The organism is Thiomonas sp. (assembly GCF_034007205.1).
Taxonomy (GTDB): Bacteria; Pseudomonadota; Gammaproteobacteria; order Burkholderiales; family Burkholderiaceae_C; genus Thiomonas.
Map to the genome: position 1 here is coordinate 55646 of NZ_JAVERI010000002.1, position 25676 is coordinate 81321.

At 64.8% G+C, this 25676-nt stretch carries 23 protein-coding genes; 8 read left to right on the forward strand and 15 right to left on the reverse strand.

What is annotated here, in order from left to right; all coding sequences use genetic code 11:
• Positions 1-62 precede the first annotated feature (62 nt).
• From ugpB to RBR52_RS01920, 8 genes are all read right to left on the reverse strand, one after another.
• Entirely contained in the window at positions 63-1397 is a 1335-nt protein-coding gene (gene ugpB / locus RBR52_RS01885; protein WP_320375485.1) for a sn-glycerol-3-phosphate ABC transporter substrate-binding protein UgpB, read from the reverse strand.
• A gap of 70 nt (positions 1398-1467) precedes the next feature.
• A complete protein-coding gene (locus RBR52_RS01890; protein WP_156054049.1) occupies positions 1468-2538 on the reverse strand; it encodes a porin in 1071 nt (356 codons plus the stop codon).
• A gap of 242 nt (positions 2539-2780) precedes the next feature.
• Positions 2781-3587, reverse strand: coding sequence for a carbohydrate ABC transporter permease (locus tag RBR52_RS01895; protein WP_156054050.1), 807 nt, complete (start codon positions 3585-3587; stop codon positions 2781-2783).
• Entirely contained in the window at positions 3584-4483 is a 900-nt protein-coding gene (locus RBR52_RS01900; protein ID WP_156054051.1) for a carbohydrate ABC transporter permease, read from the reverse strand. Before RBR52_RS01900 ends, RBR52_RS01895 begins: the two co-directional genes overlap by 4 nt.
• A gap of 61 nt (positions 4484-4544) precedes the next feature.
• Positions 4545-5846 (reverse strand): ABC transporter substrate-binding protein, encoded by a 1302-nt coding sequence (locus RBR52_RS01905; RefSeq protein WP_156054052.1) that lies wholly within the window; start codon positions 5844-5846, stop codon positions 4545-4547.
• Positions 5825-6976: an ABC transporter ATP-binding protein gene (locus RBR52_RS01910; RefSeq protein WP_320375487.1), complete on the reverse strand. Its 1152-nt coding sequence runs from the start codon at positions 6974-6976 to the stop codon at positions 5825-5827. Before RBR52_RS01910 ends, RBR52_RS01905 begins: the two co-directional genes overlap by 22 nt.
• A 67-nt stretch (positions 6977-7043) precedes the next feature.
• Entirely contained in the window at positions 7044-8756 is a 1713-nt protein-coding gene (locus RBR52_RS01915) for an ABC transporter permease (protein WP_156054054.1), read from the reverse strand.
• Positions 8756-9787 (reverse strand): ABC transporter substrate-binding protein, encoded by a 1032-nt coding sequence (locus tag RBR52_RS01920; protein WP_156054055.1) that lies wholly within the window; start codon positions 9785-9787, stop codon positions 8756-8758. Before RBR52_RS01920 ends, RBR52_RS01915 begins: the two co-directional genes overlap by 1 nt.
• A 101-nt stretch (positions 9788-9888) precedes the next feature.
• Here RBR52_RS01920 and RBR52_RS01925 point away from each other — a divergent pair, with 101 nt between their 5' ends.
• The 7 genes from RBR52_RS01925 (at position 9889) to RBR52_RS01955 (ending at position 16074) form a co-directional block, all read left to right on the forward strand.
• On the forward strand, positions 9889-10947 hold the full coding sequence (locus RBR52_RS01925) for an ABC transporter ATP-binding protein (RefSeq protein ID WP_320375488.1): 1059 nt from the start codon (positions 9889-9891) through the stop codon (positions 10945-10947).
• Positions 10948-11048: 101 nt separating this feature from the next.
• On the forward strand, positions 11049-12185 hold the full coding sequence (locus RBR52_RS01930; RefSeq protein ID WP_156054057.1) for an ABC transporter substrate-binding protein: 1137 nt from the start codon (positions 11049-11051) through the stop codon (positions 12183-12185).
• 29 nt (positions 12186-12214) lie between these two features.
• Positions 12215-13114, forward strand: a complete 900-nt coding sequence (locus RBR52_RS01935; RefSeq protein ID WP_156054058.1) for an ABC transporter permease — start codon at positions 12215-12217, stop codon at positions 13112-13114.
• On the forward strand, positions 13111-13902 hold the full coding sequence (locus RBR52_RS01940; RefSeq protein ID WP_156054059.1) for an ABC transporter permease: 792 nt from the start codon (positions 13111-13113) through the stop codon (positions 13900-13902). The genes RBR52_RS01935 and RBR52_RS01940 overlap by 4 nt, the downstream gene beginning before the upstream one ends.
• Positions 13902-14978 carry an ABC transporter ATP-binding protein gene (locus RBR52_RS01945; RefSeq protein WP_156054060.1) on the forward strand — a complete coding sequence of 359 codons (1077 nt, stop codon included), beginning with the start codon at positions 13902-13904 and terminating at the stop codon, positions 14976-14978. Before RBR52_RS01940 ends, RBR52_RS01945 begins: the two co-directional genes overlap by 1 nt.
• A complete protein-coding gene (locus RBR52_RS01950) occupies positions 14975-15814 on the forward strand; it encodes a phosphodiesterase (RefSeq protein ID WP_320375489.1) in 840 nt (279 codons plus the stop codon). Before RBR52_RS01945 ends, RBR52_RS01950 begins: the two co-directional genes overlap by 4 nt.
• Before the next feature lie 44 nt (positions 15815-15858).
• Complete coding sequence (locus tag RBR52_RS01955) at positions 15859-16074, forward strand: hypothetical protein (RefSeq protein WP_413818279.1); 216 nt, start codon at positions 15859-15861, stop codon at positions 16072-16074.
• 186 nt (positions 16075-16260) lie between these two features.
• Here the strand turns inward: RBR52_RS01955 and RBR52_RS01960 are convergent, their stop codons facing one another.
• Together RBR52_RS01960 and RBR52_RS01965 are read right to left on the reverse strand one after the other, a co-directional pair.
• Positions 16261-17442 (reverse strand): acyl-CoA dehydrogenase, encoded by a 1182-nt coding sequence (locus RBR52_RS01960; RefSeq protein ID WP_320375490.1) that lies wholly within the window; start codon positions 17440-17442, stop codon positions 16261-16263.
• A gap of 178 nt (positions 17443-17620) precedes the next feature.
• The gene (locus RBR52_RS01965; protein ID WP_320375491.1) at positions 17621-18445 is read right to left on the reverse strand and encodes a hypothetical protein; all 825 of its coding nucleotides are present in this window, start codon (positions 18443-18445) and stop codon (positions 17621-17623) included.
• Positions 18446-18595: 150 nt separating this feature from the next.
• On the opposite strand from RBR52_RS01965, the gene RBR52_RS01970 reads away from it, so the two are divergent.
• On the forward strand, positions 18596-19432 hold the full coding sequence (locus tag RBR52_RS01970) for an urease accessory protein UreD (protein WP_320375492.1): 837 nt from the start codon (positions 18596-18598) through the stop codon (positions 19430-19432).
• A gap of 26 nt (positions 19433-19458) precedes the next feature.
• Here RBR52_RS01970 and RBR52_RS01975 read toward each other — a convergent pair whose 3' ends face one another.
• From RBR52_RS01975 to urtB, 5 genes are all read right to left on the reverse strand, one after another.
• Positions 19459-21081, reverse strand: coding sequence for a GGDEF domain-containing protein (locus RBR52_RS01975; RefSeq protein WP_320375493.1), 1623 nt, complete (start codon positions 21079-21081; stop codon positions 19459-19461).
• Positions 21082-21242: 161 nt separating this feature from the next.
• Positions 21243-21935, reverse strand: a complete 693-nt coding sequence (gene urtE, locus RBR52_RS01980; RefSeq protein ID WP_320375494.1) for an urea ABC transporter ATP-binding subunit UrtE — start codon at positions 21933-21935, stop codon at positions 21243-21245.
• Positions 21936-21940: 5 nt separating this feature from the next.
• Entirely contained in the window at positions 21941-22789 is an 849-nt protein-coding gene (gene urtD / locus RBR52_RS01985) for an urea ABC transporter ATP-binding protein UrtD (RefSeq protein WP_413818280.1), read from the reverse strand.
• Positions 22782-23996, reverse strand: a complete 1215-nt coding sequence (gene urtC / locus RBR52_RS01990; RefSeq protein WP_320375495.1) for an urea ABC transporter permease subunit UrtC — start codon at positions 23994-23996, stop codon at positions 22782-22784. Before urtC ends, urtD begins: the two co-directional genes overlap by 8 nt.
• 6 nt (positions 23997-24002) lie before the next feature.
• Positions 24003-25631, reverse strand: coding sequence for an urea ABC transporter permease subunit UrtB (gene urtB, locus RBR52_RS01995; protein WP_320375496.1), 1629 nt, complete (start codon positions 25629-25631; stop codon positions 24003-24005).
• Positions 25632-25676 lie beyond the last annotated feature (45 nt).

Sequence of the window (25676 nt, forward strand, 5' to 3'; positions counted from 1 at the left end):
CCGGCGCGGCTTCGCGCGATTGCGCTTGAGCGAAGCCGCGCCCGTGGGACAAGCCGTCACGTTTACTGGCCCGAGGTCTGACTGAATTGCGCCAGCAGCTTGTCGCCCTTGCTCACCACGGCGTCCATGGCCTGCTGCGCGGTTTTCTTGCCGGCCAGCGCGTCTTCGAGTTCGGCGCGGATGTTGTCGCGGATCTGCGGCATATAGCCCAGGCGGATGCCCATGGTGAACGGCTTGGGCGGTTTGTGGGTGAGTTCCTCAATGGCTACCAGCGCACCGGGGTTTTTCTCGTAGAAGCCCTCGGCCTTGAGCAGCCCAAAGCCCGCCTTGCTCACCGGCACATAGCCGGTTTTCTTCGCCCAGTACGACTGCGTCTTGGCCGAGCCGAGGAAGTCGAGGAACTTGGCGATGCCGGCGTAATGGTCGGCGGCAACGCCCTTCATCACCCACAGCGAGGCGCCGCCCACCGCGGTGTTTTGCGGCGCGGTTTTCAGCTTGGCGTCATACGGCATCGGGGCGATGCCGAAAGGAAACTTGGCCCCGGCGTTGACGGCGGCAAAGGATGCCGAGCTGTCCATATACATCGCGCATTCGCCGCTGTTGAACAGCGGCGTGGCGTTGGTGCTGCCGGCTCCGGCATATTTGAAAATGCCGTCCTTCGACCATTGCACCAGATCGGCGACATGCTGCACATAGGGCTTGTCGTTGACCAGCAGCTTGACGTTCTTGTACGACTTGAAGCCGTTGTCCTGCGTGGCGTAGGGAATGCCGTTCCAGAGCGAGAACTGCTCGAATTGCACCCAGTCCGGCCAGCCGGTGGTAAAGCCGCACTTCACGCCCGCGGCCTTGAGTTTCTGGCCCACTTCACCCATTTCCTGCCAGGTCTTGGGCGGCTGCATGCCGGCCTTGGCCAGCAAATCCTTGTTGTAGTAAAGCACTGGCGTGGACGAATTGAACGGCATGGACACCAGCTTGCCCTGCGCATTGGAGTAGTAGCTCGCCGCGCCGCCGATGAACTGGCTGGTGGAGAAGGGAATGCCCTCTTTGGCCATCAGCTCATAAACCGGCACATAGGCGCCCTTGGCCGCCATCATGGTGGCCGTGCCCACATCGAACACTTGCACGATGTCGGGCGGATTCTTGGCGCGGAAGGCGGCTACCGCTGACATCATGGTGTCGGGATAGCTGCCCTTGTTGACCGAGACTACCTCGTACTGCGTTTGCGAGGCGTTGAATTCGTCCACCACATGCTGCACCGTCTTGCCCAGCTCGCCGCTCATGGCGTTCCAGAACTGAATTTTGACGCGCTCGGCAGCGTGCGCGCTGGTGATGCCGACGCTGCTCAGGCCGCAAGCCAATGTGACAGTCACACCGGCGAGAAACTGGGTTTTATTCATTTTTCTCTCCAATAGATAATCCTGGCGGGGTTGCCGCCAGGATTATCAAGTCTGATTCAAAAGGAATGAATTAAAAGGTGTGCTTCATGCCAAACATCAGGCCGGAAGAGGTCGATCCGTTCGGGCCCATTGGGGCATCATTGCCGATGCCAACCGTATACAGCGCATTGGCGTCGTTGCTGATGCGCGAATAATTGGCATACAGCATGGTGCGCTTCGACAGGTTATACCAATAACCAAGGCCGATCTGTTTTGCGCCCGCGTTGGCCACCGTATCGTTCTTGATCTGGGTATAAGATGCCAGAATGTTGCCCGGGCCGACGGGAACCGACGCACCCACCATGAAATACTTGGTTTTGAATATTTTTCCAGACGCCGTCGGGGTGATGACGGCGCTGTCCGGGCTATTCTGGCCGTAAAGCGCGCTCAGTGACAGGATGCCGAAGTTATATGCGCCAGAAACACGCATATCCTTGACCGTGGCATTGCCATTGATGTCATTGACGCGCGTGGTTTCCAGACTGACGCGCACCGGGCCGCTCAGGTAGCGGGCACGCAGGCCATAGCCGCCGATGGTCTTCGAAGCGGTGCTGGAGGTCAGGCCGGAGCCGTCACCGAAAGCCAGTTGCGCGCCGATGTCGAACCCGCTGAACGAGGGGCTGTCATAGGTGATCGACTGGCTGAAGCGCACCGGAATCCACTTTTCCGGCAGGTTGCCCACCCCAGCCACCGTGTTGTCGGTGAACGGGTCGAAGTCATACAGGTCGAGGTCGGAATAGGTGTAGTAACGGCCCAGGCGCAGGGTGCCGAAACCACCTTGCAATCCGACCCACGACTGGCGCTGGAAGAAGCCGCCGCCGGAGCAATAGCCGCCGCTGGTCAGCGGGCCGCCTTGTGCGCAAATACCGGTTTCAAGCTGGAAAATAGCGTTTAATCCGCCGCCCAGATCTTCTTTGCCTTTCAGGCCAATGCGCGAGTTGCTCACGCCGCCTTGCGACATATTGGTGACGGTCGACGAGCCGCCATTGTCATAATGCGCAATACCCAAGTCCATCGTGCCATAGAGTGTCACGCTATCGGCTGCAAATGCGGCGCCGGAAAACAGGCCGGCGAGTGCCGCGGCCATGAGTGTCTTTTTCATTCGGTTCTCCTGTAGGAAAAAATTGGGGTGAGACTTGCGTCTCACCCCTCTAAATATTGCTGACGAAACAGGTTCGTTCACAATCGCCCTGGAGAGGCTGGAATGAAATATAGAAACAGATTTTTTTCCGATAATGACAAAATTGTTATTTTGCGCTGTAGTCGCAGTTTAGCGACGTTTTTTTGATGTCACCAAAATGACACTTTTTTGGGCTAGCCGATATGTACCGATATGTTTCAAAACTATCGAATGCCTGCGCGCATGAAGCTCTGCACAAAGTGCCGTTGAAACAGCAAGAAGGCGACCAATAGCGGGGCCGAGGTCATCAGTGCGGCGGTGCTGATGAGGGGCCAGTCCACCCCCTGATCTGCGGTGGAGAACACCTGCAAACCGACAGTCAGCACGCGGCTGTCGGGCGAGTTGGTGACGATCAGGGGCCAGAGAAAGTCGTTCCAGTGATAGCTCACCGACACCAGGCCATAGGCCACGAGCACTGGCCGGGCCAGCGGCAGATAGACATGCCAGAGCACGGCCAGCGGGCCAGCGCCCTCGATGCTGGCGGCATCGACCAGTTCATGCGGCACGCTTAAAAAAATCTGGCGCAGCAGAAAGATGCCAAACGCAGAGGCGAAGTAGGGCAGGCCGATGGCGAGCAGGTGGTTGATCAGGCCGAGCTGCGCCATGGTGTGGTAGTTCTCAACGATGAGCATATTGGGCATGACCAGCAGTTGCACCATGACCAGCGCGAACAGCAGGCTGCGCCCGGCGAAGCGGTAGCGGGCAAAGGCGTAGGCCGCCAGCACGCACACCACAAGTTGGGCGGCCAGAATGAGCGTGACGACAAGGAAGGTGTTGAGAAAATAGCGTGCGAACGGTGCGGCTTTCCAGGCGCGGGCGAAGTTGTCGAGGGTCAGGGGCGCCAGCAAGCTGAAGTGCGCGACATCGGCGGCCTGATGAAAGGCGGCCCATAGCGCAAACAGCAGGGGCATGATCCACAACAGCGCAAGCGCCCAGGCGCTGAGAGTCAGCAAAGAGGTGGCGGGCTTCATTGGTAGTGCGTGCGACGGCCCATGCTGGCGAACTGCACCCACGACGCCAGCCCGAGGATGGCGATGAGCACCACCGTGAGTGCGGCGGCGTAGCCGGTGTCCCAATACTGGAAGGCGTTTTGGTAGATGTAATACAGCAGCAGATTGCTGCTGTTGTCGGGGCCGCCGTTGGTGAGCACGAACAGCGCGTCCACCAGGCTGAAGGCGCCGATGACGGCGTTGATCAAAATGAACAAGGTGGTCGGCCCGATGAGCGGCAGGGTGACGCGGTGGAACACCTGCCAGGCCGACGCGCCTTCGATGCGGGCGGCATCGATCAGGTGCTGGGGAATGTTTTGCAGCGCGGCCAGATAGAAGATCATGAAAAACCCCGCCTGCTTCCACACGGCGACTACCGTGACCGCCCACAGCGCTGTGGCGGGCTCGCCCAGCCAGTTGCGGCCGGGCAGGCCGAGCCCATGCATGAACTGGTCGAGCAGGCCATAGCCGGGGGTGTAGAAAAACAGCCAGATGTTCGCGGCGGCCACCAGCGGCAGCACCGTGGGGGTGAAGTAAGCCATGCGCGCCAGCGCCCGGCCGGGAATGCGCGCATTCATCAACAGCGCCATCAGCAGCGCGAGCGCAATCGAAGCGGGAATGGAGACGAGGGCATAAAGCAGGTTGTTGCGCATGACCTGGCGAAATACCGGGTCAGCGAGCATCTGGGCGAAATGCCGCGTGCCCACGAATTGGGTGGGTTGCTGGCCGCTGGGCGTGGACATCACGCTCTGCCAAAGCGTGGAGAGAGCCGGGTAGAGGGTGAACGTGGTCAGCAGCAGCAGAGCCGGCGCGAGCAAGGCCCAGGCGAGCAGGGTTTGGCGCCAGGCGCGGCGAGCGCCTTGCTTAGGGTTGAGCATCTTGGAAGGGAACAAAACAGCGCGGCGGCACGACGCGGCGGCCGCAGCGCGTTGGGGACGATCAACTGTTGCGATAACGGCGCAGGATGCCTTCGGCCGTGGCCTGCGCCTCCTTGAGCGCAGCCGCCGGGGTTTTCTGCGCGGTGATGGCCGCTTCCAGCCCGTCGTTGAACACTTTGGTAACCCGCTGGTTGTCGTGCGTGGACAACTCGGGCTCGGCGTATTTCAGTTGGTCGCGGGCGACGGCGGCTTGCGGGAAACCGGCGACGTATTCCTTCAGGCGCGGCGTCTCCCAGGCCGCCGGGCTGGTGGCCACATAACCGGTCTGGATGCCCCAGTCTGCCGCCATTTCCGGCGAAGTCACCCAGCGGATGAAGCGCAGGGCAGCGGCGCGCTCGGCCTCGGTGGTGTTGTTGAAGACATAGAGGTTGCCGCCGCCCGTGGGCGCGCCGCGGCGCTTGTGCTGCGGCAGCATGGCCACGCCAAAGTCGAACTTGGCGTTGGCTTTGACGTTGGTGAGGTTGCCGGTGGTGGTCCACATCATGGCGCAGCGGTGCTGGAAAAAGTCTTGCGGCGTCGTGCCCCAGTTGATGATGCCCTCGGGCATGACCTTGTCGGTGCGCGAGAGTTTGACCAGATAGTCGAGTGCGCCGATGGTTTCAGGTGCGTCGAAATAAGTGGTTTTGCCATCGGGCGAGGCCAGGCGCGCCTGACCGTTTTCGATGGACAGTCCCTGAAACAACCAGTAGGGAAAGCCGGAGGTCGGAATTTGCAGGCCCCAATCGGTCGGGCTGACGGGGTTGTGCAGTTTGGTCAGGCGTCGGGCCATGTCGCGCATCTCGTCCCAGTTTTCCGGCGCCTTGTCGGGGTTCAAACCCACGGCCTTGAAGGCGGCCTTGTTCCAGTACAGCACGGGTGTCGAGCGCTGGAAGGGCACGCTCCAGGTCTTGCCTGCGACCTGCGAGTTGGCCAGAAAAGCGGGATAAAAACTCTTGAGCCAGCCCTTGTCGCCGCCAGCGAGGTCTTCCGCAGAAACCAGCACGCCCTGGTCGAACAGGGTGAACACATCCACCGCGAGCGCAACGGCCATCTTCGGCGCGCTGCCGCCGCCGCTGCGCAGCGCGGTCAGTGTTTTGGTGATGGTGTCTTGATAGCTGCCGGTGTAGATGGGCTTGACGACCACGTCCGGGTTGGCCTTGTGGAACTGCTCGGCGTAGCCATCGAGAATCTTGGCGATCGGCCCGCCCACGGCGACGGGGTAGTACATCGGCAGTTCGATGACTTGGGCGGCGCGCGCCGATGGCAGTACCGACGCGCTGAACAGGGGAAGGGCCGAAGCCTTCAGGAAATCACGACGTTGCATGGTGCATCCTCTTGAGTTTGTGAACGGTGGAGAAAATCGGTGGGTGCGGCGAGGTCGAGGCGTTTGCCGCTTTGTGGGTCGAACAGGCAGAGGTCTTGCGGGCTCCAGCCCAGTGGCAGGGTCTGGCCTGCGGCGTACTGCGCCCGACCGGGCAGGCGGGCGGCAAGGGCGTGAGGGCCCAAATGGCCGTTGACGATGCTGTCGGAACCTTGGTATTCCACTGAATCGACGCGCATCAGCAACTGGGGATGATGCGCGGCGGGGTTGGCCCACAGATGCTCGGGGCGGATGCCCAGGGTGAGGCTGGCGCTGCTGTCGATTGGCATGACTGGCTGCACGGCGGGCAGCATGACGGGCTGCTGCGTGCCTGCGATGCGCAGCCCATGCGCGCTGGGTTCGAGCGGCAGCAGATTCATCGGCGGCGAGCCGATGAAGCGTGCGACAAAAAGGCTGTTCGGCCGCTCGTACAAGGTCGCAGGCACGGCCACCTGCACGATGCGCGCTTCGTGCATGACCACCACTACATCGCCCATGCTCAGCGCCTCGGCCTGATCGTGCGTGGCATAGACCACGGTGATGCCCAGCTTCACCGCAAGCGCCTTGATTTCACGCCGCATGTCCTGCCGCAGCTTGGCGTCCAGATTCGACAGCGGCTCGTCCATCAGGATGATGCGGCGCCCGCCGATGATGGCGCGGCCCAGCGCCACCCGCTGCTGCTGTCCGCCCGAGAGCTGAGCAGGTTTGCGCGAAAGCAGCTGATCGAGCCCCAGCAAAGCACTGGTCTGCTCCAGACGCTGCTTGCGCTCGGCAGCAGACACGCGGCGCAGTTGCAGTCCGAACTGCAGGTTGTCCGCCACGCTCAGATGGGGAAACAGCGCGTAGCTCTGGAACACCATGCCCAGATCGCGGGCCCCGGGCGGCAATTGGGTGACCTCGCGCCCATGCAGATGAATGCGCCCGGCGTCGGCCTGCTCGAACCCGGCAATCAGCCGTAGCAGCGTGGTCTTGCCGCAGCCCGAAGGGCCGAGCACGACGACGAACTGCCCCTCTTCGATGTCGAGACTGAGGTCATCCGTCGCCAGGTGATTGGGAAACCGCTTGGTCAGCCCCTGCACAGAAATAGAAAGCATGATGCAAGGCTAGGAAACTCTTGTGACATCTGAATGACGTCACATTGAAAGTAGCTGGGAGCGAGCATCAGGCCCACGGCAGAGACCCTTTGGGTAGCCGCCTGGAAAGCGTCTGCAAGACGCCAAGCAGTCCGAGCACGGCCACGATGGTGAGCACCGACAGCGCGGCGGCGGCGCCGGTAGAGCCACCTTCCTCGAAGTTGTAGATGAGCACGCCGAGGGTTTCAGAGCCGGACGACCACAACAGGGCAGAGACGGTGAGTTCGTTCAGCGCCATGAGAAAAACCAGAATGCCGCCGCCCAGCAGCAGAGGCGCAGCTAGTGGCCAGACGATGGTGCGCAGGCGCATGAACAGCCCGGCGCCGCAACTGCGTGCGGCGTCGTTGAGTGCTGGGTCAAGCCGCGATAGCCCGGCCACCACCGGCTTGATGGCCAGAGTGAGAAAGCGCAGCAGATAGGCGTAGAGAATGATCCACAGCGAGCTGTAAAGGCTGATGTGCAGCACCGGCAGCGGCGGCAGCAGCATGAGAATGGCGGCCACGGCGACCACCGCTCCGGGCAGCGCGAAGGGCAGATCGGCCAGCGCTGCCAGCGCGGCGGTAACGCGTCCTTTGTCCCATACCACCAGATATCCCACGGGCAGGGCGATGGCGGCGGTCAGTGCCGCGGCCCATCCGGCCAGCCACAGGCTGTTGCGCAAGGCGGTGCGCACCATATCGTCACCGAGCAGGCTTTGGTAGTGTGCCCAGGTCAGGGTCTTGGGCGTTAGCGGCAGACCGTAGATCGAGACCAGCGAGGTGGCGAGCAAAGCCAGCGCCGGGGTGATGAGTACGGCGATGAGCAGCGCCCAGGCGGCCGCGGTCAAGGTCGTTTTCCAGCGCCCGAGTGTGATGCAATAAGGACTGGACGCGCCGCTGAGATGCCCCTGCCAGCGTCGCTGCAGCAGCCCCTGTGCGCCCAGGCCGAGCAGGGCCAGAGCCGCAGCGAGCAGGCTGAGCTGCGCCACGTCGGACAGCACCGACAGGCCGAAGCCCGAGAGCTTCTGGTAGATGAGGGTGGACAGTACGGTGTAGCCCACCGGCGTGCCCAGCAATGCGGGAATGCCGAAGTTGTCGAGACAGGAGACGAAGCTCAGCGCCGCACCCGCCAGCACGCCCGGCATCAGCACCGGAAGCAGCACGGTGCGCAGCCGCCACAAGGAGCAGGCGCCTGCGCTTTGCGCGGCTTCGATGAGGTCGCTCGGCAGACTGGACACACCGGGCCGCAGGGCCAGGAATACCAGCGGCGTTTGCTGTAGGCCGAGCAGCAGGGTGATGCCCGCCAGACCGTACATCGGATTGGACGACCCTGGCGCCGGAGCGAGGCCCAGGGGCTTGAGCAGCGCGCTGCCCGGCCCGAGCAATTGCGCCCAGCTCATGGCGGTGATCTGCGGCGGAATCATCAGCGGCAACAGCAGCAGAAAGATCAGGCCGCGTTTACCGCGCAGGTCGGTGAGGCCAACGAGCAGCGCATAGGCCGTGCCGAAGACCACGGCCACCGCCGTGCCGCCGAGCGAGACGATCAGACTGTTGACTGTGGCCTGAAGCGTGTCGGGGGCGATGAGCCGTGTCCAAGCGGCAGCCAGCCGCCAGCTGCCATCGGCCCAGAGCGCTTGCTGGCCGATGCGCAACAGGGGAAGCGCGACCAGGGCTGTCAAAACCGCGCCCACGCCCAGAGCGAGCGCGGTTTCAGCGCGCCACTGGAGGCGCCGGTGGGCGCGCATCCAGACGGAAAAACGCATCAGACGAACAGGGCGCTGAAGCGTTTTTTGTCGGCTTCGACGGTGTCGAGCGCGCGGTCGGCGTCCACGTTGAGCAGCTTGAAGCTGCCGAGCTTGGGGAATCCGAGTGGCGGGGTGATGCCCGCACGGGCCGGCATCATGCCCTGGCGGGCGACGAGTTCCTGGCCCGGCGCCGAGAGGCAGAAATCGACAAAGGCGCGCGCGGCATCGACATTGCGCGCGGTCTTGAGCACGGCCACCGGCTCGGTGACGGCAGACACCCCTTCTTCTGGAAAGACGAAGCGGATCGGCGCGCCCTTCTGCTCGGAGCGGATGGCGAGAAAGTCCACCAGCGCGGCGTAGAGCTTGGCGCCGCTGGAGACGTTTTTGAACACACCGCCGTTGCCGCCCTGGGCGATGGCTTTTTGTTTGGCGAGCATGTCGTAATACTTCCAGCCGAGGTTGGGATGCTGCGTGAAAGCCTCGACCATGACCATCGCCGCGCCGGAGTAAAGCGGGCTGGGCATATCGATCTGTCCCATAGCCTCGGGTTGCTGTAAATCCCACCAGCGCTTGGGCACCATCTTTGCTGCGGTGTTGTAGGCAATGCCAGTGGTAATGAGTTTGGTGCCATACCAATATCCGCCGGGCTCGCGCAACGAAGCGGGAAAGCCCTCGAAAGGCGCATCCTTGTAGGGCTGTAGACGGTCTTCGCGTTTGAGTCCGGCCATCGCCAGCTCGTCGGCGATGAGCAGCACATCGGGCTGCGGCGCACCGGCGGCGAACTCGGCGCGCAGCTTGGTCAGCAGCTGCGTGGTGCCATCGCGCACCCAGCGCACTTTGACATGGGGATGGGTCTGCTCGAACGCGGCCACGGTTTGTTGCGCATCCTGCAAAAGCTGGCTGGTGTAGAGCACCAGATCGCCCTTGACGGCGGTATTGGCACGGGCGATGCCCAGCGAAAAGGCACTCAGCCCAAGGCCAAGCCCGGTGGTGAGAACCTGGCGGCGGCGAGCATTGAGGAGGATGTGTGAACGTGTTGTGTATTGCATGATGCGAGTCTTGGGTGGTCTAACAAAGCCGTGAAGCTATCCGCGCAACATGACCGTCATGTGTCAACAGACTGCCATGTTCGTCGCCTAGCATGCGCCGCATGACGGCAATTTCCCTGCGCGCCTTGAGCAAGCGCTTTTCACAAGGCGCCACGGCGCTCAATCAAATCGATCTCGACATCCGCAGCGGCGAGTTTCTGGCGCTGCTCGGCCCGTCGGGCTGCGGCAAGACGACTTTGCTGCGTCTGCTGGCCGGGTTCGAGTCGCCCAGCGAGGGGGTCATCCAATTCGATGACGCGGTGATCGCCGATGCGCAGCGCAGCGTGCCCGCAGAGCGGCGCGACGTGGGCATCGTGTTCCAGAGCTACGCACTATGGCCGCACCTGAGCGTGGCGGAGAACATCGCCTATCCGCTGCGGGTCAAGAAGTTGCCGAGCGCGCAGCGGATGCAACAGGTGGGCGCTGCGTTGGAGCAAATGGGGCTCGCGGCATATGCCTCCAAGCGGCCTGATCAGCTCTCCGGTGGACAGCGGCAGCGTGTGGCGTTGGCGCGCTGTCTTGTGCAGCGCCCGCGACTCACTTTGCTCGACGAACCGTTGGCCAGCCTCGACGTGCACTTGCGCGATCAGATGATGGACGCGCTGCGCGACTTTCACGCCGCTTTAGGCGGCACGCTGATCTACGTGACCCACGATCAGCACGAGGCCATGGCGCTGGCCGACCGCATCGCCGTGCTCAATGGCGGACGGTTGGAACAGGTCGGCACTCCGCAGGATCTGCACGAACAGCCGCAGTCGCGCTTCGTGGCGGGATTCATCGGGCGTGGGCGGATTCTGCCCGTGCAAACCGGCCCGGGGGGCCTTGCGCGCTGCGCTGGCCTGTGCTTTCCCGTGGACGCAGCGCAGTTCTCGCACCTGGCTGATGGCATCAGCGGGCTGGCACTGGTGCGGCCAGCCGCAGTGCGTCTGACTGAAGGAGCCGCAAATGCCCTTGTCATGCGGCATCGTTACCGAGGGCAGGATCATGAGCTGGAACTGGCCTTGTTCGGTGCGCCCGAAAGCCGCTTGCTGTGCGATCACGTCCAGCGGCTGGCGCCTGGCAGCGAGGTGCGGGTCGAGGTGACGCACGGCTGGCTCGTCGGGTCGCCAGCGGCGAAATGAATGGGCTAAAGCGGTTTTTTGCAGCAAAATAAACGTCATCAATTCGTCACTTCCCGGCCTTACGCTCCGTTGTTTTCTTTGCCTATAACTTGGAGTCACTCATGACCAAACGTTCGCACGATACTCGCCGTCATTTCCTCAAACTCACTGCCGGTGCTGCGGGCGCCAGCCTGGGTTCGGCCCTCATTCCGGGTTTTGTCGGCAACGCGTTTGCCGCTGCCGCCGCGCCGACGAACAAGGGGCTGATCGCCGCAGCCAAGGCCGAAGGCAAGCTCAATGTCATCGCGCTGCCGCCGGACTGGGCTAATTACGGCAAGATGATTGCCGAGTTCTCCAAGATGTACGGCATCAAGGTCAACAGCGCCTCGCCGGACGCCAGCTCGGCGCAGGAGCTGCAGGCGATCAAATCGCTCAAAGGCCAGAGCCGCGGCCCGGACGTGGTGGATGTCGGCCCCGCCTTCGCGCTGGCCGGGGTGCAGGAAGGGCTGTTCCAGCCCTACAAGGTGGCGACCTGGGCGAGCGTTCCCGACAACATGAAAGATGCCGGTGGCCTGTGGTGGGGCGACTACTTCGGCGTGGTGTCGTTCGGCGTGAACCGCAATGTGGTGAAGAACGCGCCGCAAACCTGGGCCGATCTGCTCAAGCCCGAATACAAGGGCATGGTGGCGCTCAACGGCAGCCCGTTGGGCGCAGGTGCTGCGTTCGCCGGGGTGTTTGCGGCGTCGCTGGCCAACGGCGGCTCGCTCGACAATATGCTGCCCGGCGTGGAGTTCTTCGCCAAGCTGGCCAAGGCCGGTAACTTCAACCCGTCCGATGCCACTTCGGCCAGCCTGGTTTCGGGCCAGACGCCCATCGTCGTCAACTGGGACTATCTCAACATCGCTCAGGCCAAGAAAGAGGCCGACAAGGTCAAGATCGACACCATCATCCCGACGGACGGCAAGCCCTATGGCGGCTACTACTGCCAGGCCATCAGCAAGTTCGCCCCCAACCTGAAGGCAGCGCAACTGTGGGAAGAGTTCCTGATGTCCGACGCGGGTCAGCTCATCTACCTCGAAGGTTATGCGCACCCGGCGCGCTTCAACGACATGGTGGCCCGCGGCGTGATTCCGCAGTCGCTCATGGCTGAGCTGCCCCCGGCCGCGGCCTACAAAGAAGTCGTGTTCGCCGACAAGGCGCAGACCGAAAAGGCGCAAGGCGTGCTCAAGGCTGACTGGGCCAAGATGGTCAAGGTGTAATGCGGCAGGCATCTGATGCACCGGCGGGTATGGCGTCTGACAGGGCGTCAATCGCCAGCCGCTCGGTGCGCCTGCCGGGCTGGCTGGGCCGACATTGGGGCACGGTGCTGTTCATCGGCCCCTTTCTGCTTTATGTGCTGGTGTTCCTGCTGCTGCCCGCGCTGCGCTTGCTGGCGCAGGCGCTCATCGACCCGCACGGCCTGACGCTGCGCTACATCGCCGAGCTGGCGCAGCCGCAGACGGTGCAGGCGTTTTCCAACTCCATCGTGCTCTCGGCGGTCTCGGCTGCAGTCGGTCTGGTGTTCGGCGGTCTGGCGGCCTATTTCATTTTGCACCCCAAGGCGCCCAAGGGGCTGCGTTCTCTGCTCACCTCGTTCAGCGCGGTGGCGGCGAACTTCGCCGGGGTGCCGCTGGCGTTTGCCTTCATCGCCACCCTGGGCAGTCTGGGCATGGTGACGGTCTGGCTGAAAAGCCTAGGGATCGACCTGTACGCCTCGGGCTTCAATCTCTACTCGATGAGTGGCTTGATTCTGGTGTATGGCTACTTTCAGATTCCGCTGATGATCATTGTCATCATCCCGGCCATCGAAGGGCTGCGGCGCGAATGGCGCGAGGCCGCGGAAAGCCTCGGTGCGCGCACCTGGGTGTACTGGCGGCATGTGGGCCTGCCGATTCTGTTGCCGTCGCTGCTGTCGGCCTACCTGCTGCTGTTCGGCAATTCGTTTTCGGCCTACGCCACGCCTTACGCGCTGACTTCGGGCAATATCGGCCTGGTGCCCATCGAAATCAGCAATGTGCTGTCGGGCAACGTCATGCTGGAGCCGCAAGCCGGCGCTGCGCTGGCGCTGGGCATGATCGCGGTGATGGTGGTGGTGATGTTGCTGTACGCGCTGGTGGCCCGCCGCGCCAATCGCTGGAGAGGACGATGAACGCATCTGTTCGTCAACGACTTCCAGTTTCGGGCATGGCGTTATTGCTCATCGTCGGGCTGTATTTCGCGCTGCCCTTGTTCGCTACCGGCGTGTTCAGCTTCTGGGAAGGCGGTGACCGTTACGGCCTCAGCGCCTATGCGAGTCTGGTGCGCCAGAGCGAGATGTGGAACAGCCTGTGGCTGTCTCTGCGGCTGGCGCTGGAAACCATCGCGCTCAGTCTGGTGGTGCTGGTGCCCGCGGTGTTCTGGATGCACCTGCGCGCGCCGCGCATGAAGCCGCTATTCGACTTCATTTCGGTGCTGCCTTTCGTCGTGCCGCCCATCGTGCTGGTGGCCGGGCTCACCGCGCTGTTTCATGGGCCGGACTGGTTCGTCGGCACGCCCAACTATCTGGTGGTGCCTTACGTCATTCTGGCGCTGCCCTACACCTACCGGGCGCTGGATGTGGGCATGCGCGCGCTCGATTTGCGCACCCTCACCGAGGCTTCGCACAGCCTGGGCGCAGGTTGGGGCACTTTCTTGCTGCGGGTGCTGGTGCCCAATCTCGCCAGTGCGCTGGCGGGTGCGGCGCTGCTCACCATCGCCATCGTCATGGGCGAGTTCACTTTTGCGAATGTGCTGCTGTTCAACACCTTCGCGGTCTATATCAACTACGTCGGCCAGACCTCGGCCACCGAGGCGGCGGCACTCACTCTGCTGAGCTTTGTCATCACCTGGCTGGCGATGCTGGGCGTGCTGCTGTCGGGGCGCGGCAAAGGCCAGGCGCAACTCGGAGGCGCGCACTGATGGCGACGCTTGAAATCAACGGGGTGGCCAAGCTTTACGGCAACCGCACCGTGCTGCACGACATTTCCCTGAATCTGAGCAGCGGCGAGTTTGTCTCGCTGCTCGGTCCCTCGGGCTGCGGCAAGACCACGCTGCTGCGCATCATCGCGGGGTTCGAGCACCCCGAGCGCGGCAGTGTGCGGGTGGACGGGCGCGACATCACCGCGCTGCCCGCCAATCAGCGCCAGTTCGGCATGGTGTTTCAGGCGTACAGCCTGTTTCCCAATATGACCGCGGCGGAGAACGTGCGCTTCGGCTTGCGGGTACGCAAAATCGACGCTGCCGAGCAAGCTCGCCGCGTGGGCGAGATGCTCGAACTCGTAGGCCTGTCGGCCCATGCCGACAAGTACCCGCACCAGCTCTCCGGTGGCCAACAGCAGCGCGTGGCGCTGGCGCGCGCCCTGGCCATCCAGCCCACACTGTTGTTGCTCGACGAACCTTTGTCGGCGCTCGACGCCAAGGTGCGGGTGCAGTTGCGCGAGGAGATTCGCCGCATTCAGCGCGAGACCGGCATCACCACCGTGTTCGTCACCCACGATCAGGAGGAGGCGCTGTCCATCTCCGACCGCGTGGCGGTGATGTTCGAGGGTCGCATGGTGCAGGTCGGCGCGCCAGCGGCGATTTATCAGGAGCCGGAGCATCCTTTCGTCGCCCAGTTCATCGGCATTTCCAGCCGCCTGCCCGCGCGTCTGCTCGATGCCGGGCAGGGCATGATTTCTGTGATGGACAAGCCGCTGCAGGCGCCGCGCGCGCGCGGTCTGGTGAGCGAGGAACTGCATCTTTACCTGCGCCCCGAAGATGTGCAGTTGCACGCGCTCAACGGCAGTACGCCGAGCGGTGCGGTGCTGCAGGGCACGGTGCGCGAAAGCACCTTCTTCGGCGCCGTTACGCGCTTGCGCGTCGATCTCGACAGCGGCGAGCGTTTGCTGTCCGACCTGTCCACCAGCGCCGCGCAGCAACTGCCCATCGGCAGCCGGGTGCACATCGGCTGGCAGGCCGATGCCATGCGCCTGCTGCCCGCGAAGGACACGCCATGAAGCTCATTCACCTCACCGACACCCATCTCACCACGCCGGGCCGCAGTCTCTACGGTATCGACCCGCTGGCGCGGTTGCAGGCGGCGGTCGAGCACATTGCGCACCAGCATGCCGACGCCGAGCTGTGTGTGGTCACCGGCGACCTGACGCACTGGGGCGAAGCCGCGGCCTACGCCAGCCTGCGCGAGTGTCTGCAAATGCTGCCCATGCCGGTGCTGCCGCTGATCGGCAACCACGACGACCGGGGTCGTTTTCGCGCCGCGTTCCCTGAAACGCCGGTGGACGACAACGGCTTCGTGCAGTGGACGCAAGACACCTCGGCCGGCCGCTTCATCCTGCTCGACACGGTGATCGGCGATGCCGACCCACGCAACCCTTCAGCAGGCTACTTCGACGCTGGACGCCTCGAATGGATGCGCGCGCAACTCGACCGCGCCCAGGCCGACGCAACGCCGGTATTCCTGTTCATGCACCACCCGCCCTTCGGTGTGGGCATCGCCGCCTTCGACGACATCAACCTCGTCGCCGAGGACGCCCGCGCCTTCGGCGCCCTGCTGCGGGGGTATGGCCCTATCCGTGGCCAAATTCGCCATCTGTTTTTCGGCCACATCCACCGACCGATCTCGGGGAGTTGGCATGGCATTCCCTTCTCCACCCTGCCGGCCACGGCGCATCAGTCCGGCCTGGATTTCCTCGCCGAAACCGATCGGTTCACGCACGAAGCGCCCGGCTACGGCGTGGTGCTGATCACGCCCGAGCAGGTCACGGTGCACATCAGCGACTTCCTCTATCGCGGGCCGCAGATCGATCCCGGCAGCGAACGACTGCGCGACTGAACCTGCCTTGCTGAACTTGCTCCGCCGCACAGGCGGAGGTCGGAATGCGCGGCATGATCGACCGCGGCGACACGGACGCACTGCTCGATTACCGCCGCAGGGCGCCGCACGCCGCCCGCGCCCATCCCACCGACGAGCATCTGCTGCCGCTTTTCTGGGCGCTGGGCGCCGCCGGCGTTGGCGCCAGGGCGCGCCACCATGCCGGCGGCGTGCACTACGGCAACCTGAGCATGGACGCCTGGGAATTCTGGTCGGTTTGAACGGCGTTCAACCCAGATTGTCCATTAGTCGGGGCTGCGCCCCTACACGGGCGCTGGCGGTCGTTTTGGGGCGTCTTCGCCCCAGCGCTTCGCGCCCATAGCTTTGGCTATGGGCTTGTCACGCTGGGACAAATCCATCCCCAAACCGCCTCGCCATCATCCCGTGCCCTAATGGACAATCTGGGTTCAAAACGCTGCAATGCCGGTGATCGCCCGGCCCAGGATGAGGGCGTGGATGTCGTGCGTGCCCTCGTAGGTGTTGACCACTTCGAGATTCACCAGATGGCGCGCCACGCCGAACTCGTCGGAAATGCCGTTGCCGCCGAGCATGTCGCGCGCGGTGCGGGCGATGTCGAGTGCCTTGCCGCAGTTGTTGCGTTTGAGCAGCGAGGTGACTTCGGGCGACGCCGTGCCTTCGTCCTTCATGCGCCCGAGTCTGAGCACGGCCTGCAGCCCGAGGGCGATTTCGGTGCTCATGTCGGCCAGCTTTTTCTGGATGAGCTGATTGGCCGCCAATGGCCGGCCGAACTGCTGCCGGTCGAGCACGTACTGCCGCGCGCGGGCGTAGCAGTCTTCGGCGGCGCCCATCGCGCCCCAGGCGATGCCGTAGCGCGCGCTGTTCAGGCAGGTGAAGGGGCCCTTGAGCCCGCGCACCTCGGGGAAGGCGTTTTCCTCGGGACAGAACACGCCGTCCATCACGATGCCGCCGGTGATCGAGGTACGCAGGCCGACCTTGCCGTGGATAGCCGGTGCGCTCAGGCCCTTGGCCCCCTTGTCGAGCACGAAGCCGCGAATCTCGCCCGCGTCGTCCCTGGCCCAGACCACGAACACATCGGCGATCGGGCTGTTGCTGATCCACGTCTTGTTGCCGGTGAGCGCGTAGCCGCCGGGCACGGCGCGGGCGCGCGTGCGCATGCCGCCGGGGTCGGAGCCGTGATTGGGCTCGGTCAGGCCGAAGCAGCCGATCCATTCGCCGCGGGCCAGCCGAGGCAGGTACTTCCGCTTCATCGCCTCGGTGCCGAAGGCGAAGATCGGCAGCATGACCAGCGAACTCTGCACGCTCATCATCGAGCGGTAGCCCGAATCGACCCGCTCGACCTCACGCGCGATCAGGCCGTAGCCGACCTGGTTCAGCCCGGCGCCGCCATAGGCCTCAGGTATCGTCGCGCCCAGCAGTCCGAGCGCGCCCATTTCGCCGAAGATCGACGGATCGGTGGTCTCAAAGCGGAATGCGCTCAGGACGCGCGGCACGAGCCGATCCTGGCAATACGCCTGCGCCGCGTCGCGCACCGCGCGTTCGTCGGCGCTGAGCTGGGCGTCGAGCTGCAGCGGATCGTCCCAATGGAACGAGGGTCTGGATGAGGTCATGGTTAGCTCCAACAGAGGGTGTGAATGAATCCGGCGTGGCCGAGCAGCGCGCCCAAAGGGTTCCAATCAAGGCGCAAAGCACAGCCGTGCCCGTCGGCACGGCGCGCATTTGCAACACCGAGTGGGGCGCTTTGGGCGCGATGAGCGGGCATGGCGGATTCGTTTACACCCTCTCAGCTCATCTTACGGCGGGCAGGCCAAGCGGCGGCGACTTCCACAGCGACAGACGGTACAGCCGCAGCAGGGCCCACAGAAACAGCAGCGGCAGCACCACGGTCTGGATCAGAAAGACGGCGGCCAGGGTGATGAGATGCGACACCATGCTGCCCGCCTTGGCCTGCAGCGCCTGCACCTGCGGGCCGATGTCCTGCGTCTGCGACCACAACTGCCTGAGCTTGTCCAAGGCCCCGCTGCCGGCCTCGGCTGGGACGGTTGCTTCGGCGGTCGCGGGGGCCGTGAGGCTGACCTGCGCCTGGGCTGCGGCATAGTCGCGCGCCATCAGCAGGCGGTAGGTGAGCTCGCTGGCCAGCGATGCAACGGGCACGCTCAGGCTGAGCGTCAACAGCCCGACCGCCAGCCGCGCCAGCCAGGGCGGTGCGCGCCGCCCCCGCAGCACCTGCACCGCCCAAGCCCCGAACAGCACGGTCAGCGCCACGGCCAGCGGCCAGGCGCTGAACACCGCGATCAGCACCTGCTGCATGGCGAACGACAGGGTCGCCACCAGCATGACGGTGGAAAACTGCTCGACCAGGTCGTCCAGCGGGTCGAGCGCCGCGCCCGGCTGGACCGAAGCGCCCGCGCCGACCTGAAAACTCACCGACGCGCTCTTGGCCACGCTGAGCACGCCATTGATCGCCCGCGCCGAGGCATAGGTCACCAGCGCGCGCTGCAGGCCGTCGTGCGCAGACTGCTGCGCCATGCCCTCCAAGGGTCGCCACCACGCCAGCGCCAGAACCAGCGCGAACACCGTCAGCAGCGCCGCCCTTCTCGCTTGGATTGCCATGATTTTTGCTCCGAAGACCGCCCAGCGCGCAGCATAGAAGAGGCTGGCATGAAAAGGGGGTACGCCGAGTCCGCGAACTGCTCTGGTACAAACCGGTCAAGATCGAGCGCCATCGCTGATCTGCTCCATCCGGCTTCCTTCTGTTCGTCCATGGCCCCCTGGCACTCCCGATTGCAGTTGCAGTTCTCCTTCGAGGCCGCGCGCACCGTGCTGCGCCACCAGCACGAGGGCGGGCTGCGCGCGCTCGCCAGCCACTATCCCGAAGGTGCAGGCATCTGCCATCAGGTGCTGGTGCATCCGCCGGGCGGACTGGTCGGCGGCGACATTCTGGACATCGACGTGGCGGTGCAAACCGGCGCGCACGCGCTGATCACCACGCCGGGGGCGGGACGCTTCTATCGCAGCACCGGCGCACCTGCGCGGCAAACCCTGCAAGCGTGGCTGCAGCCCGGAGCCCGGCTGGAATGGCTGCCGCTGGAAACACTGGCATACAACGACTGCCTGGGCGAGAACCGCAGCCGCTTCCACCTCGCGCCGGGCGCCGAGCTCATCGCCTGGGATCTGCTGGCGCTGGGCCTGCCTGCAGCAGACGCCGCGTTCCGCTCCGGGCGCTTCATCCAGCACATCGAACTGCCCGGTGTCTGGCTGGAACGGGGCTGCATCGCGGGCGACGATGACGCGCTGCTGCACAGCCCGGGCGGCTTGCACGGCCATACCGCGCTGGCCACTCTGTTTTTCGCTGCGGGCAGTCCGCTGGCCGCGCGACGCCGCGAGGCGCTGCTCGACGCGGCGCGGCAGGTGGCCGGGGCGACGGTGTGGGGCGATGCGCTGTTTGGCGTCACCTCGCCGCACGCGCAGATCGTCGCCCTGCGGGTGCTGGGGCAGCGCATCGAGCCCGTGGCCGCGCTGTGCCGCGCGGTGTGGGGCGGCTGGCGGCAGGCGGGATGGGGATTGGGCGCTTGCGTGCCGCGCGTCTGGTCAACCTGATCTGTCAACCTGATCTGTCGACCAGATCAGCCGAGCAGACTTGCGTCAGGTCCGTCCTGTTCCTTTGATGCCGTCTGCGCTTCCATCCGGTTGCGCCCGTTCCTCTTGGCCCGATACATCGCCGTGTCGGCCCGATGCAGCGCGGCATCCAGATTCGGCTCGCCGGGCAGCAGAATACTCACGCCGATGCTCAGGGTCATGGGCACGCGCAGACCCTGGATGCGCAGCGCATGCCGTGCCACCGCCAGGCGTATGCGCTCGGCCAGTTCGCTTGCGGTTTGCTCATTCGTGGCGGGCAGAAACACGGCGAACTCCTCGCCGCCGATGCGCCCGAGCAAGTCGCCCTCACGCAGCGCGGCGCCCATGCGATTGGCCAGTTGCACCAGCACGGTATCGCCCACGGCGTGACCGTGGGTGTCGTTGACGCGCTTGAAGTGGTCGGCATCGATCAACAGCAGGCTGGGCGACCTGTCGCGCGCGGCTTCCAGCAAGGCCTGGGCGCGCTCGAAAAATCCGCGGCGGTTGTAGACCCCGGTCAGGGCGTCGATCTGGGTCATGCGGGTCAGCGCCTGCTCGCGCTGCTTGCGGTCGGTGATTTCCACCAGGCTGGTGAGCACCGCGGGCTTGCCATCGAAGCGCAGGCCGCGCGCGGCCAGCATGACGTGGATGGGCGCACCGCCCGAGGTCAACATGCGCGCATCCACTGGCCCCGCTTCGCCGCGCGCCTTCAGTGCCTCGGCCACCGCATTGCGCGTGCCCGCGTCCGCATAAAAACTCGACGCATGGGCCGAACCCGGATCGGGATGATGCCGCCCGGGGTCGAGCAAGGCCTGCGCGGCGTGATTGAAACGCAGCACCGCGCCATTGTCCTGCCGGCTCAGCACCAGCGGCACCGGGCAGACCTCGAACAGGTGGCGCAGATTGCTCTCCGCCATGCGTCGCTCGTGCATCTCCTTGTCCACCCGTTGACGCTCGATCCACAGCAGGCGGGAAGAGCGGGCGTTGTGGACTGCGGTCGTCCATCCCAGGACGTGCACATACAGGGCGATGACCAGCAGGGCGCTGAGGTCGCGCAGGGAAGCCTCTTGCCAGCAGAAGGCCTGGATGAAAAGACTCGCGGTGCCCAGCGGCAACAGCCAGAAATTGGCCGGGCTGAGCATGGGCACGAAGGCGTAGGCCGCCGCCACGACGAGCAGCCCCGTCAACCCCTGATAGGGCGAGAACTCGCCATGGCCCAGATTGACCAGCCGCAGCGCGACGATGGCGCCGAGTTCGAACAGAATCAGCGCCAGGCGCAGGGCCGTCGGGCGGGCGGGGGCGCCCGGTCGCGCCAGGCGCCAAAGGTTCAGGCCCAGCGCGAGCACGGCCAGGCGCACGGCCAGCAGCCAGAAGAACGGCGGGCTGTCGTGCAGCCTGGTCCAGTCGACGATGCCGGCGAGCAAAAAAATCAACCCACCCCACAGACCGAGCAGCCGCATCCGCCCGGCGATCTCGGGCCAGACGGCCAATACATAGGCGTGCTCGTCCTGCCTGTGCACGAACAGACCCAACCGCCCGAGCGGCGGCAGGGCATCGCCCGCCGGGCGCGCCGCTTCCTCGCCGCCTGCTGCGGGAGGGGGCTCAAGACTGCGGCGGGGCCAGAGGGTCATGTGCGCAAGGGGGAGAACAGGCGACCGGGTCGGTCAGGTCTTGCATTGTTCACGCCCTGGCCCGGCGGCGTCTCGGGAAAAGTTCACAGGTCAACGCCATTTTGCGAGTTCGCCAGCCCGCTGGACCGGCTGATCGACAAACCGCCGCGCCAAGGCGAGGGTCACACCGCAATCAGGTCGCGCACGCCGTCGGCGTCCATGTCGGCGCCCTTGCCTGCCTTGATGACTTCGCCGCGCGACATCACGCAATAGGTGTCGGCCAGGGCCTTGGCGAAGTCGTAGTACTGCTCGACCAGCAGGATGGCCATGTCGCCGCGCTGGGCGAGCATGCGGATGACGCGCTCGATGTCCTTGATGATCGAGGGCTGGATGCCCTCGGTGGGTTCGTCGAGGATGAGCAGCCCGGGGCCTGCGGCCAGCGCGCGGGCGATGGCGAGTTGCTGCTGCTGGCCGCCGGAGAGATCGCCGCCGCGTCGGTGCAGCATTTGCTTGAGCACCGGGAACAGTTCAAACAGTTCTTCCGACACGGTGGCTGCACCGGGCTTGTAGGCCAGGCCCATGCGCAGGTTTTCTTCCACGGTGAGGCGGGGGAAGATTTCCCGGCCCTGCGGCACATAGCCGATGCCCAGCCGGGCGCGCGTATCGGGCCGCATCTTGTCGATGCGCTGGCCGTCGAAAGAAATGCTGCCGCTCCGAATGCCGATCAGCCCCATGATGGCCTTGAGCAGCGTGGTCTTGCCCACGCCATTGCGCCCCAGCAGGGTGAGCACCTGGCCTTTTTCCAGGCTGAGGCTGACGTTGCGCAGGATGTGGCTGCCGCCGTAGTACTGGTTGACCGTATCGATGTGGAGCATGATGTTCAGCGCCCCAGATAGACCTCGACCACGCGCTCGTCGGCCTGCACCTGCTCCAGGCTGCCTTCGGCGAGCACGCTGCCTTCATGCAGCACGGTGACTCTGTGCGCGATCTTGCGCACGAATTCCATGTCGTGTTCGACCACCATCAGGGTGTGCCTGCCAGCCAGCGAGACAAAGAGTTCGGCGGTGCGGTCGGTCTCGAAGTCGGTCATGCCGGCCACGGGCTCGTCGAGCAGCAGGAGCTGGGGTTCGAGCATCAGCAGCATGCCGATTTCCAGCCACTGCTTCTGGCCGTGAGACAGGTCGCCGGCGCGGCGCGCGGCCTGATCGTGCAGGCGGATTTGTTCGAGCACTTCTTCGACCCGCTGGCGTTGCGCGGCGTTCAGGCGGAAGAACAGCGTGGCGCGCGCCCGCTTGTCGGACTTGAGCGCCAGTTCCAGGTTGTCCTGCACGCTGAGGTGTTCGAACACCGTGGGTTTCTGGAACTTGCGGCCTATCCCGGCGGCGACGATCTCGGCCTCGCGCAGCTTGAGCAGATCGATGGTCTGGCCGAAAAAGGCGCTGCCGGAGTCGGGCCGGGTCTTGCCGGTGATGACGTCCATCATCGTCGTCTTGCCCGCGCCGTTGGGGCCGATGACGCAGCGCAGTTCGCCGACGTCGAGCGAGAGACTGAGTTTGTTGAGGGCGCGAAAGCCGTCGAAACTCACGCTGATGTCGTCCAGATAAAGGGCCACGCCGTGGCTGAGGTCCACGCCAGGTTGCATGAGGTGGCCGTAGCCCGCGGTGGCATCGCCGCTGAGCTCGGGCAGGGGCTCCTGGTACACGATCTCCCGCCAGTCGAGTTCAGCCACGGCGCGCCCTCCCAAGGAAACGCAGGGCCGCCCCAAGTTTCCTTGACCCCCTTGGGGGGCGGGCTGGGCGCAGCTCAGCCCTGGGGGCTCTCAGTTGCCTGAGCAGGCCGACGAGGCCATACGGCGCGTACAGCGTGACGACGATGAACAGCCCGCCGAGCACATACAGCCAGACCTGCGGCATGGCCACCGTCAGCCAGCTCTTGGCCGCGTTCACCAGCACCGCGCCGACGATGGGGCCGATCAGCGTGCCGCGTCCGCCGATGGCCGTCCAGATGGCGATCTCGATCGAGTTGGAGGTGGACATTTCGCTGGGGTTGATGATGCCTACCTGCGGCGCATACAGCGCGCCCGCGATGCCGCACATCATGGCCGACACCGTCCACACCCCGAGCTTGAACCACAGCGGGTTGTAGCCGCAGAACATCACCCGGCTCTCGGCGTCGCGCACGGCGGTGAGCACGCGGCCGAACTTGCTGCGCACCAGCCAGCGCGAGAACAGGAACATGCCGACCAGGACGAGGCTGCTGGCGACGAACAGCGCCACCGTCATGCCCGCCGTGCCCATCGGGAAGCCCAGCAGCACCTTGAAATCGGTCAGGCCATTGTTGCCGCCGAAGCCGGTTTCGTTGCGAAAGAACAGCAGCATGGCCGCATAGGTGAGCGCCTGGGTGATGATGGAAAAATACACCCCCTTGATGCGCGAGCGGAAGGCGAAAAAGCCGAACACGAAGGCCAGCAGGCCCGGAGCCGCCACCGCCAGGAACAGCGCCCAGGCGAAATGCTCGGTGCCCACCCAGTACCAGGGGAACTGCGTCCACTGCATGAACTGCATGAAGTCGGGCAGGTTGCCGCTGGCCGCATTCATCGCGCGGTTGAGGTACATGCCCATGGCATAGCCGCCGAGCGCAAAGAACAGGCCGTGGCCCAGCGACAGGATGCCGGCATAACCCCAGACCAGATCCATCGCCAGCGCCACCATGGCGTAGCACAGAATCTTGCCCGACAGCCCGACCCAGTAGGGCGACAGATGCAGGATGCTGTCCTGCGGCAGAGCCAGCGCCAGCAGCGGCACCAGCACGGCGGAAAGCACCAAAAAGCCGATCAGCGCAGCCCAGCCCCACAGCGGCAGAAAGGCCGTGGGCGACTGCAGTCGCACCCGCGGCGGCGACGCCAGCGTGCCGGATTCATCGAATATGGCGGCCATGGGGATTCAGCCCTCCACGCTGCGGCCCTTGAGGGCGAACAGGCCCTGCGGACGTTTCTGAATGAACAGGATGATGGCCACCAGCACGGCGATCTTCGCCAGCACCGCGCCCGCCACGCCTTCGAGCAGGGTGTTGGCCACCCCCAGGCCCATGGCGGCCGCCACCGTGCCGGTGAGCTGGCCCACGCCGCCCAGCACCACGACCATGAAGCAATCGACGATATAGCCTGTACCCATCTCCGGGCTGACATTGCCGATCTGACTGAGCGCGCAGCCCGCCAGGCCCGCAATGCCCGTGCCCAGGCCGAAGGCCAGCATGTCCACGCGCGGCGTGCGCACCCCCATGCAGGAGGCCATCGGCCGGTTCTGCGTGACGGCGCGCACGAACAGGCCCAGCCGCGTGCGGGAGATCAGCAGCCACATGCCGAGCAACACCACGGCGGTGAAGGCGATGATGACCATGCGGTTGTACGGCAGGATGAGATTGGCCATGAGGTTGAAGCCGCCCGACATCCACGGCGGGTTGTCCACCTGCACGTTCTGCGGCCCGAACAGGCTGCGCACCGCCTGGATCAGCACCAGACTGATGCCCCAGGTGGCCAGCAGGGTTTCGAGCGGGCGGCCGTACAAGCGGCGGATGATGGTGCGCTCGATCAGCATGCCGATGCCCCCCGCCACGACGAACGAGAACGGCACGGCGGCGATGAGCGCGTAGTGCACATAACCCGGCAGATAGTGCTGGAACAGGCCCTGCATCACATAGGTGGCATAGGCGCCGATCATGATGAACTCGCCCTGCGCCATATTGATCACGCCCATCAGTCCGTAGGTGACGGCCAGGCCCAGCGCGGCCAGCAGCAGGATGCTGCCCAGGCTGATGCCCGAAAACAGCGTGCCCAGCCGCTCGCCCCAGGCCAGGCGGCTGTCGATCTCTGCCAGGCTTTTCTCGATCTGCGTGCGCACCAGCGGGGACGACTCAACGTAGGCGCCGTCCTTTTTGTCCAGCCGCGACAGCAGCAGGGCGCGCACTGCCGGGTAGTTGCTGGCCGCCAGTTGCTTGGCTGCGGCCAGCCGTTCGGCGGCGCTGGCGCTGGTGAGCAGGATGGCGGCGTGCATCAGTTGCAGCCGCTGCAGGATTTCCGGGTCTTTTTCGGTTTTCAGCGCCTGCTCCACCAGACCGCGGTCGACCGGGGTGGGATCGTCCTGCAGTTGCTGCACGGCCTTCAGACGCTGGGCGCGCTGCGGCGAAAACAGGTCGAGCGCGGCGCGGGCCGATTGCAGTTCCTTGCGCACATAGTTGTTGTTGACCACGCCCTGCGCGTTGTCGCTGGGGGTGACGGCCTTGCCGGTGGCCAGGTCGATCCAGTCATTGCCCTTTTGCACCTGCACCATGTCGCCATCGATCTGCACATCGCCGTCGAGCAGCTTGTGCAGAAACTCGGCGAGTTGCGGGTCGGGCTTGGCCACGGCCTTGTGCAGGGCGGCGATGCGCTCGTCGGTGTCGCCGCTGGAAAGGGCCAGTGCTTCCTGCGGGGTCAGGGCATGCGTCAATGGCGTCAAGCCGAGCAGCAGCAGGCCGAGCGCCCTGCGCAGCCATGCGCCGGGTCGGTGCCACAGGGTGCGCGTAGAGGTCATGGTCGTGAACGAAACAGAGAAGGATCGATGCTTTCAAGACTCCCC

Excerpts from the sequence above, each read along its gene's own strand:
- ugpB (WP_320375485.1), bottom strand. The coding sequence starts at position 1,397 with ATGAATAAAACCCAGTTTCTCGCCGGTGTGACTGTCACATTGGCTTGC.
- RBR52_RS01890 (WP_156054049.1), bottom strand. The coding sequence starts at position 2,538 with ATGAAAAAGACACTCATGGCCGCGGCACTCGCCGGCCTGTTTTCCGGC.
- RBR52_RS01895 (WP_156054050.1), bottom strand. The coding sequence starts at position 3,587 with ATGAAGCCCGCCACCTCTTTGCTGACTCTCAGCGCCTGGGCGCTTGCG.
- RBR52_RS01900 (WP_156054051.1), bottom strand. The coding sequence starts at position 4,483 with ATGCTCAACCCTAAGCAAGGCGCTCGCCGCGCCTGGCGCCAAACCCTG.
- RBR52_RS01905 (WP_156054052.1), bottom strand. The coding sequence starts at position 5,846 with ATGCAACGTCGTGATTTCCTGAAGGCTTCGGCCCTTCCCCTGTTCAGC.
- RBR52_RS01910 (WP_320375487.1), bottom strand. The coding sequence starts at position 6,976 with ATGCTTTCTATTTCTGTGCAGGGGCTGACCAAGCGGTTTCCCAATCAC.
- RBR52_RS01915 (WP_156054054.1), bottom strand. The coding sequence starts at position 8,756 with ATGCGTTTTTCCGTCTGGATGCGCGCCCACCGGCGCCTCCAGTGGCGC.
- RBR52_RS01920 (WP_156054055.1), bottom strand. The coding sequence starts at position 9,787 with ATGCAATACACAACACGTTCACACATCCTCCTCAATGCTCGCCGCCGC.
- RBR52_RS01925 (WP_320375488.1), top strand. The coding sequence starts at position 9,889 with ATGACGGCAATTTCCCTGCGCGCCTTGAGCAAGCGCTTTTCACAAGGC.
- RBR52_RS01930 (WP_156054057.1), top strand. The coding sequence starts at position 11,049 with ATGACCAAACGTTCGCACGATACTCGCCGTCATTTCCTCAAACTCACT.
- RBR52_RS01935 (WP_156054058.1), top strand. The coding sequence starts at position 12,215 with ATGGCGTCTGACAGGGCGTCAATCGCCAGCCGCTCGGTGCGCCTGCCG.
- RBR52_RS01940 (WP_156054059.1), top strand. The coding sequence starts at position 13,111 with ATGAACGCATCTGTTCGTCAACGACTTCCAGTTTCGGGCATGGCGTTA.
- RBR52_RS01945 (WP_156054060.1), top strand. The coding sequence starts at position 13,902 with ATGGCGACGCTTGAAATCAACGGGGTGGCCAAGCTTTACGGCAACCGC.
- RBR52_RS01950 (WP_320375489.1), top strand. The coding sequence starts at position 14,975 with ATGAAGCTCATTCACCTCACCGACACCCATCTCACCACGCCGGGCCGC.
- RBR52_RS01955 (WP_413818279.1), top strand. The coding sequence starts at position 15,859 with ATGCGCGGCATGATCGACCGCGGCGACACGGACGCACTGCTCGATTAC.
- RBR52_RS01960 (WP_320375490.1), bottom strand. The coding sequence starts at position 17,442 with ATGACCTCATCCAGACCCTCGTTCCATTGGGACGATCCGCTGCAGCTC.
- RBR52_RS01965 (WP_320375491.1), bottom strand. The coding sequence starts at position 18,445 with ATGGCAATCCAAGCGAGAAGGGCGGCGCTGCTGACGGTGTTCGCGCTG.
- RBR52_RS01970 (WP_320375492.1), top strand. The coding sequence starts at position 18,596 with ATGGCCCCCTGGCACTCCCGATTGCAGTTGCAGTTCTCCTTCGAGGCC.
- RBR52_RS01975 (WP_320375493.1), bottom strand. The coding sequence starts at position 21,081 with ATGACCCTCTGGCCCCGCCGCAGTCTTGAGCCCCCTCCCGCAGCAGGC.
- urtE (WP_320375494.1), bottom strand. The coding sequence starts at position 21,935 with ATGCTCCACATCGATACGGTCAACCAGTACTACGGCGGCAGCCACATC.
- urtC (WP_320375495.1), bottom strand. The coding sequence starts at position 23,996 with ATGGCCGCCATATTCGATGAATCCGGCACGCTGGCGTCGCCGCCGCGG.
- urtB (WP_320375496.1), bottom strand. The coding sequence starts at position 25,631 with ATGACCTCTACGCGCACCCTGTGGCACCGACCCGGCGCATGGCTGCGC.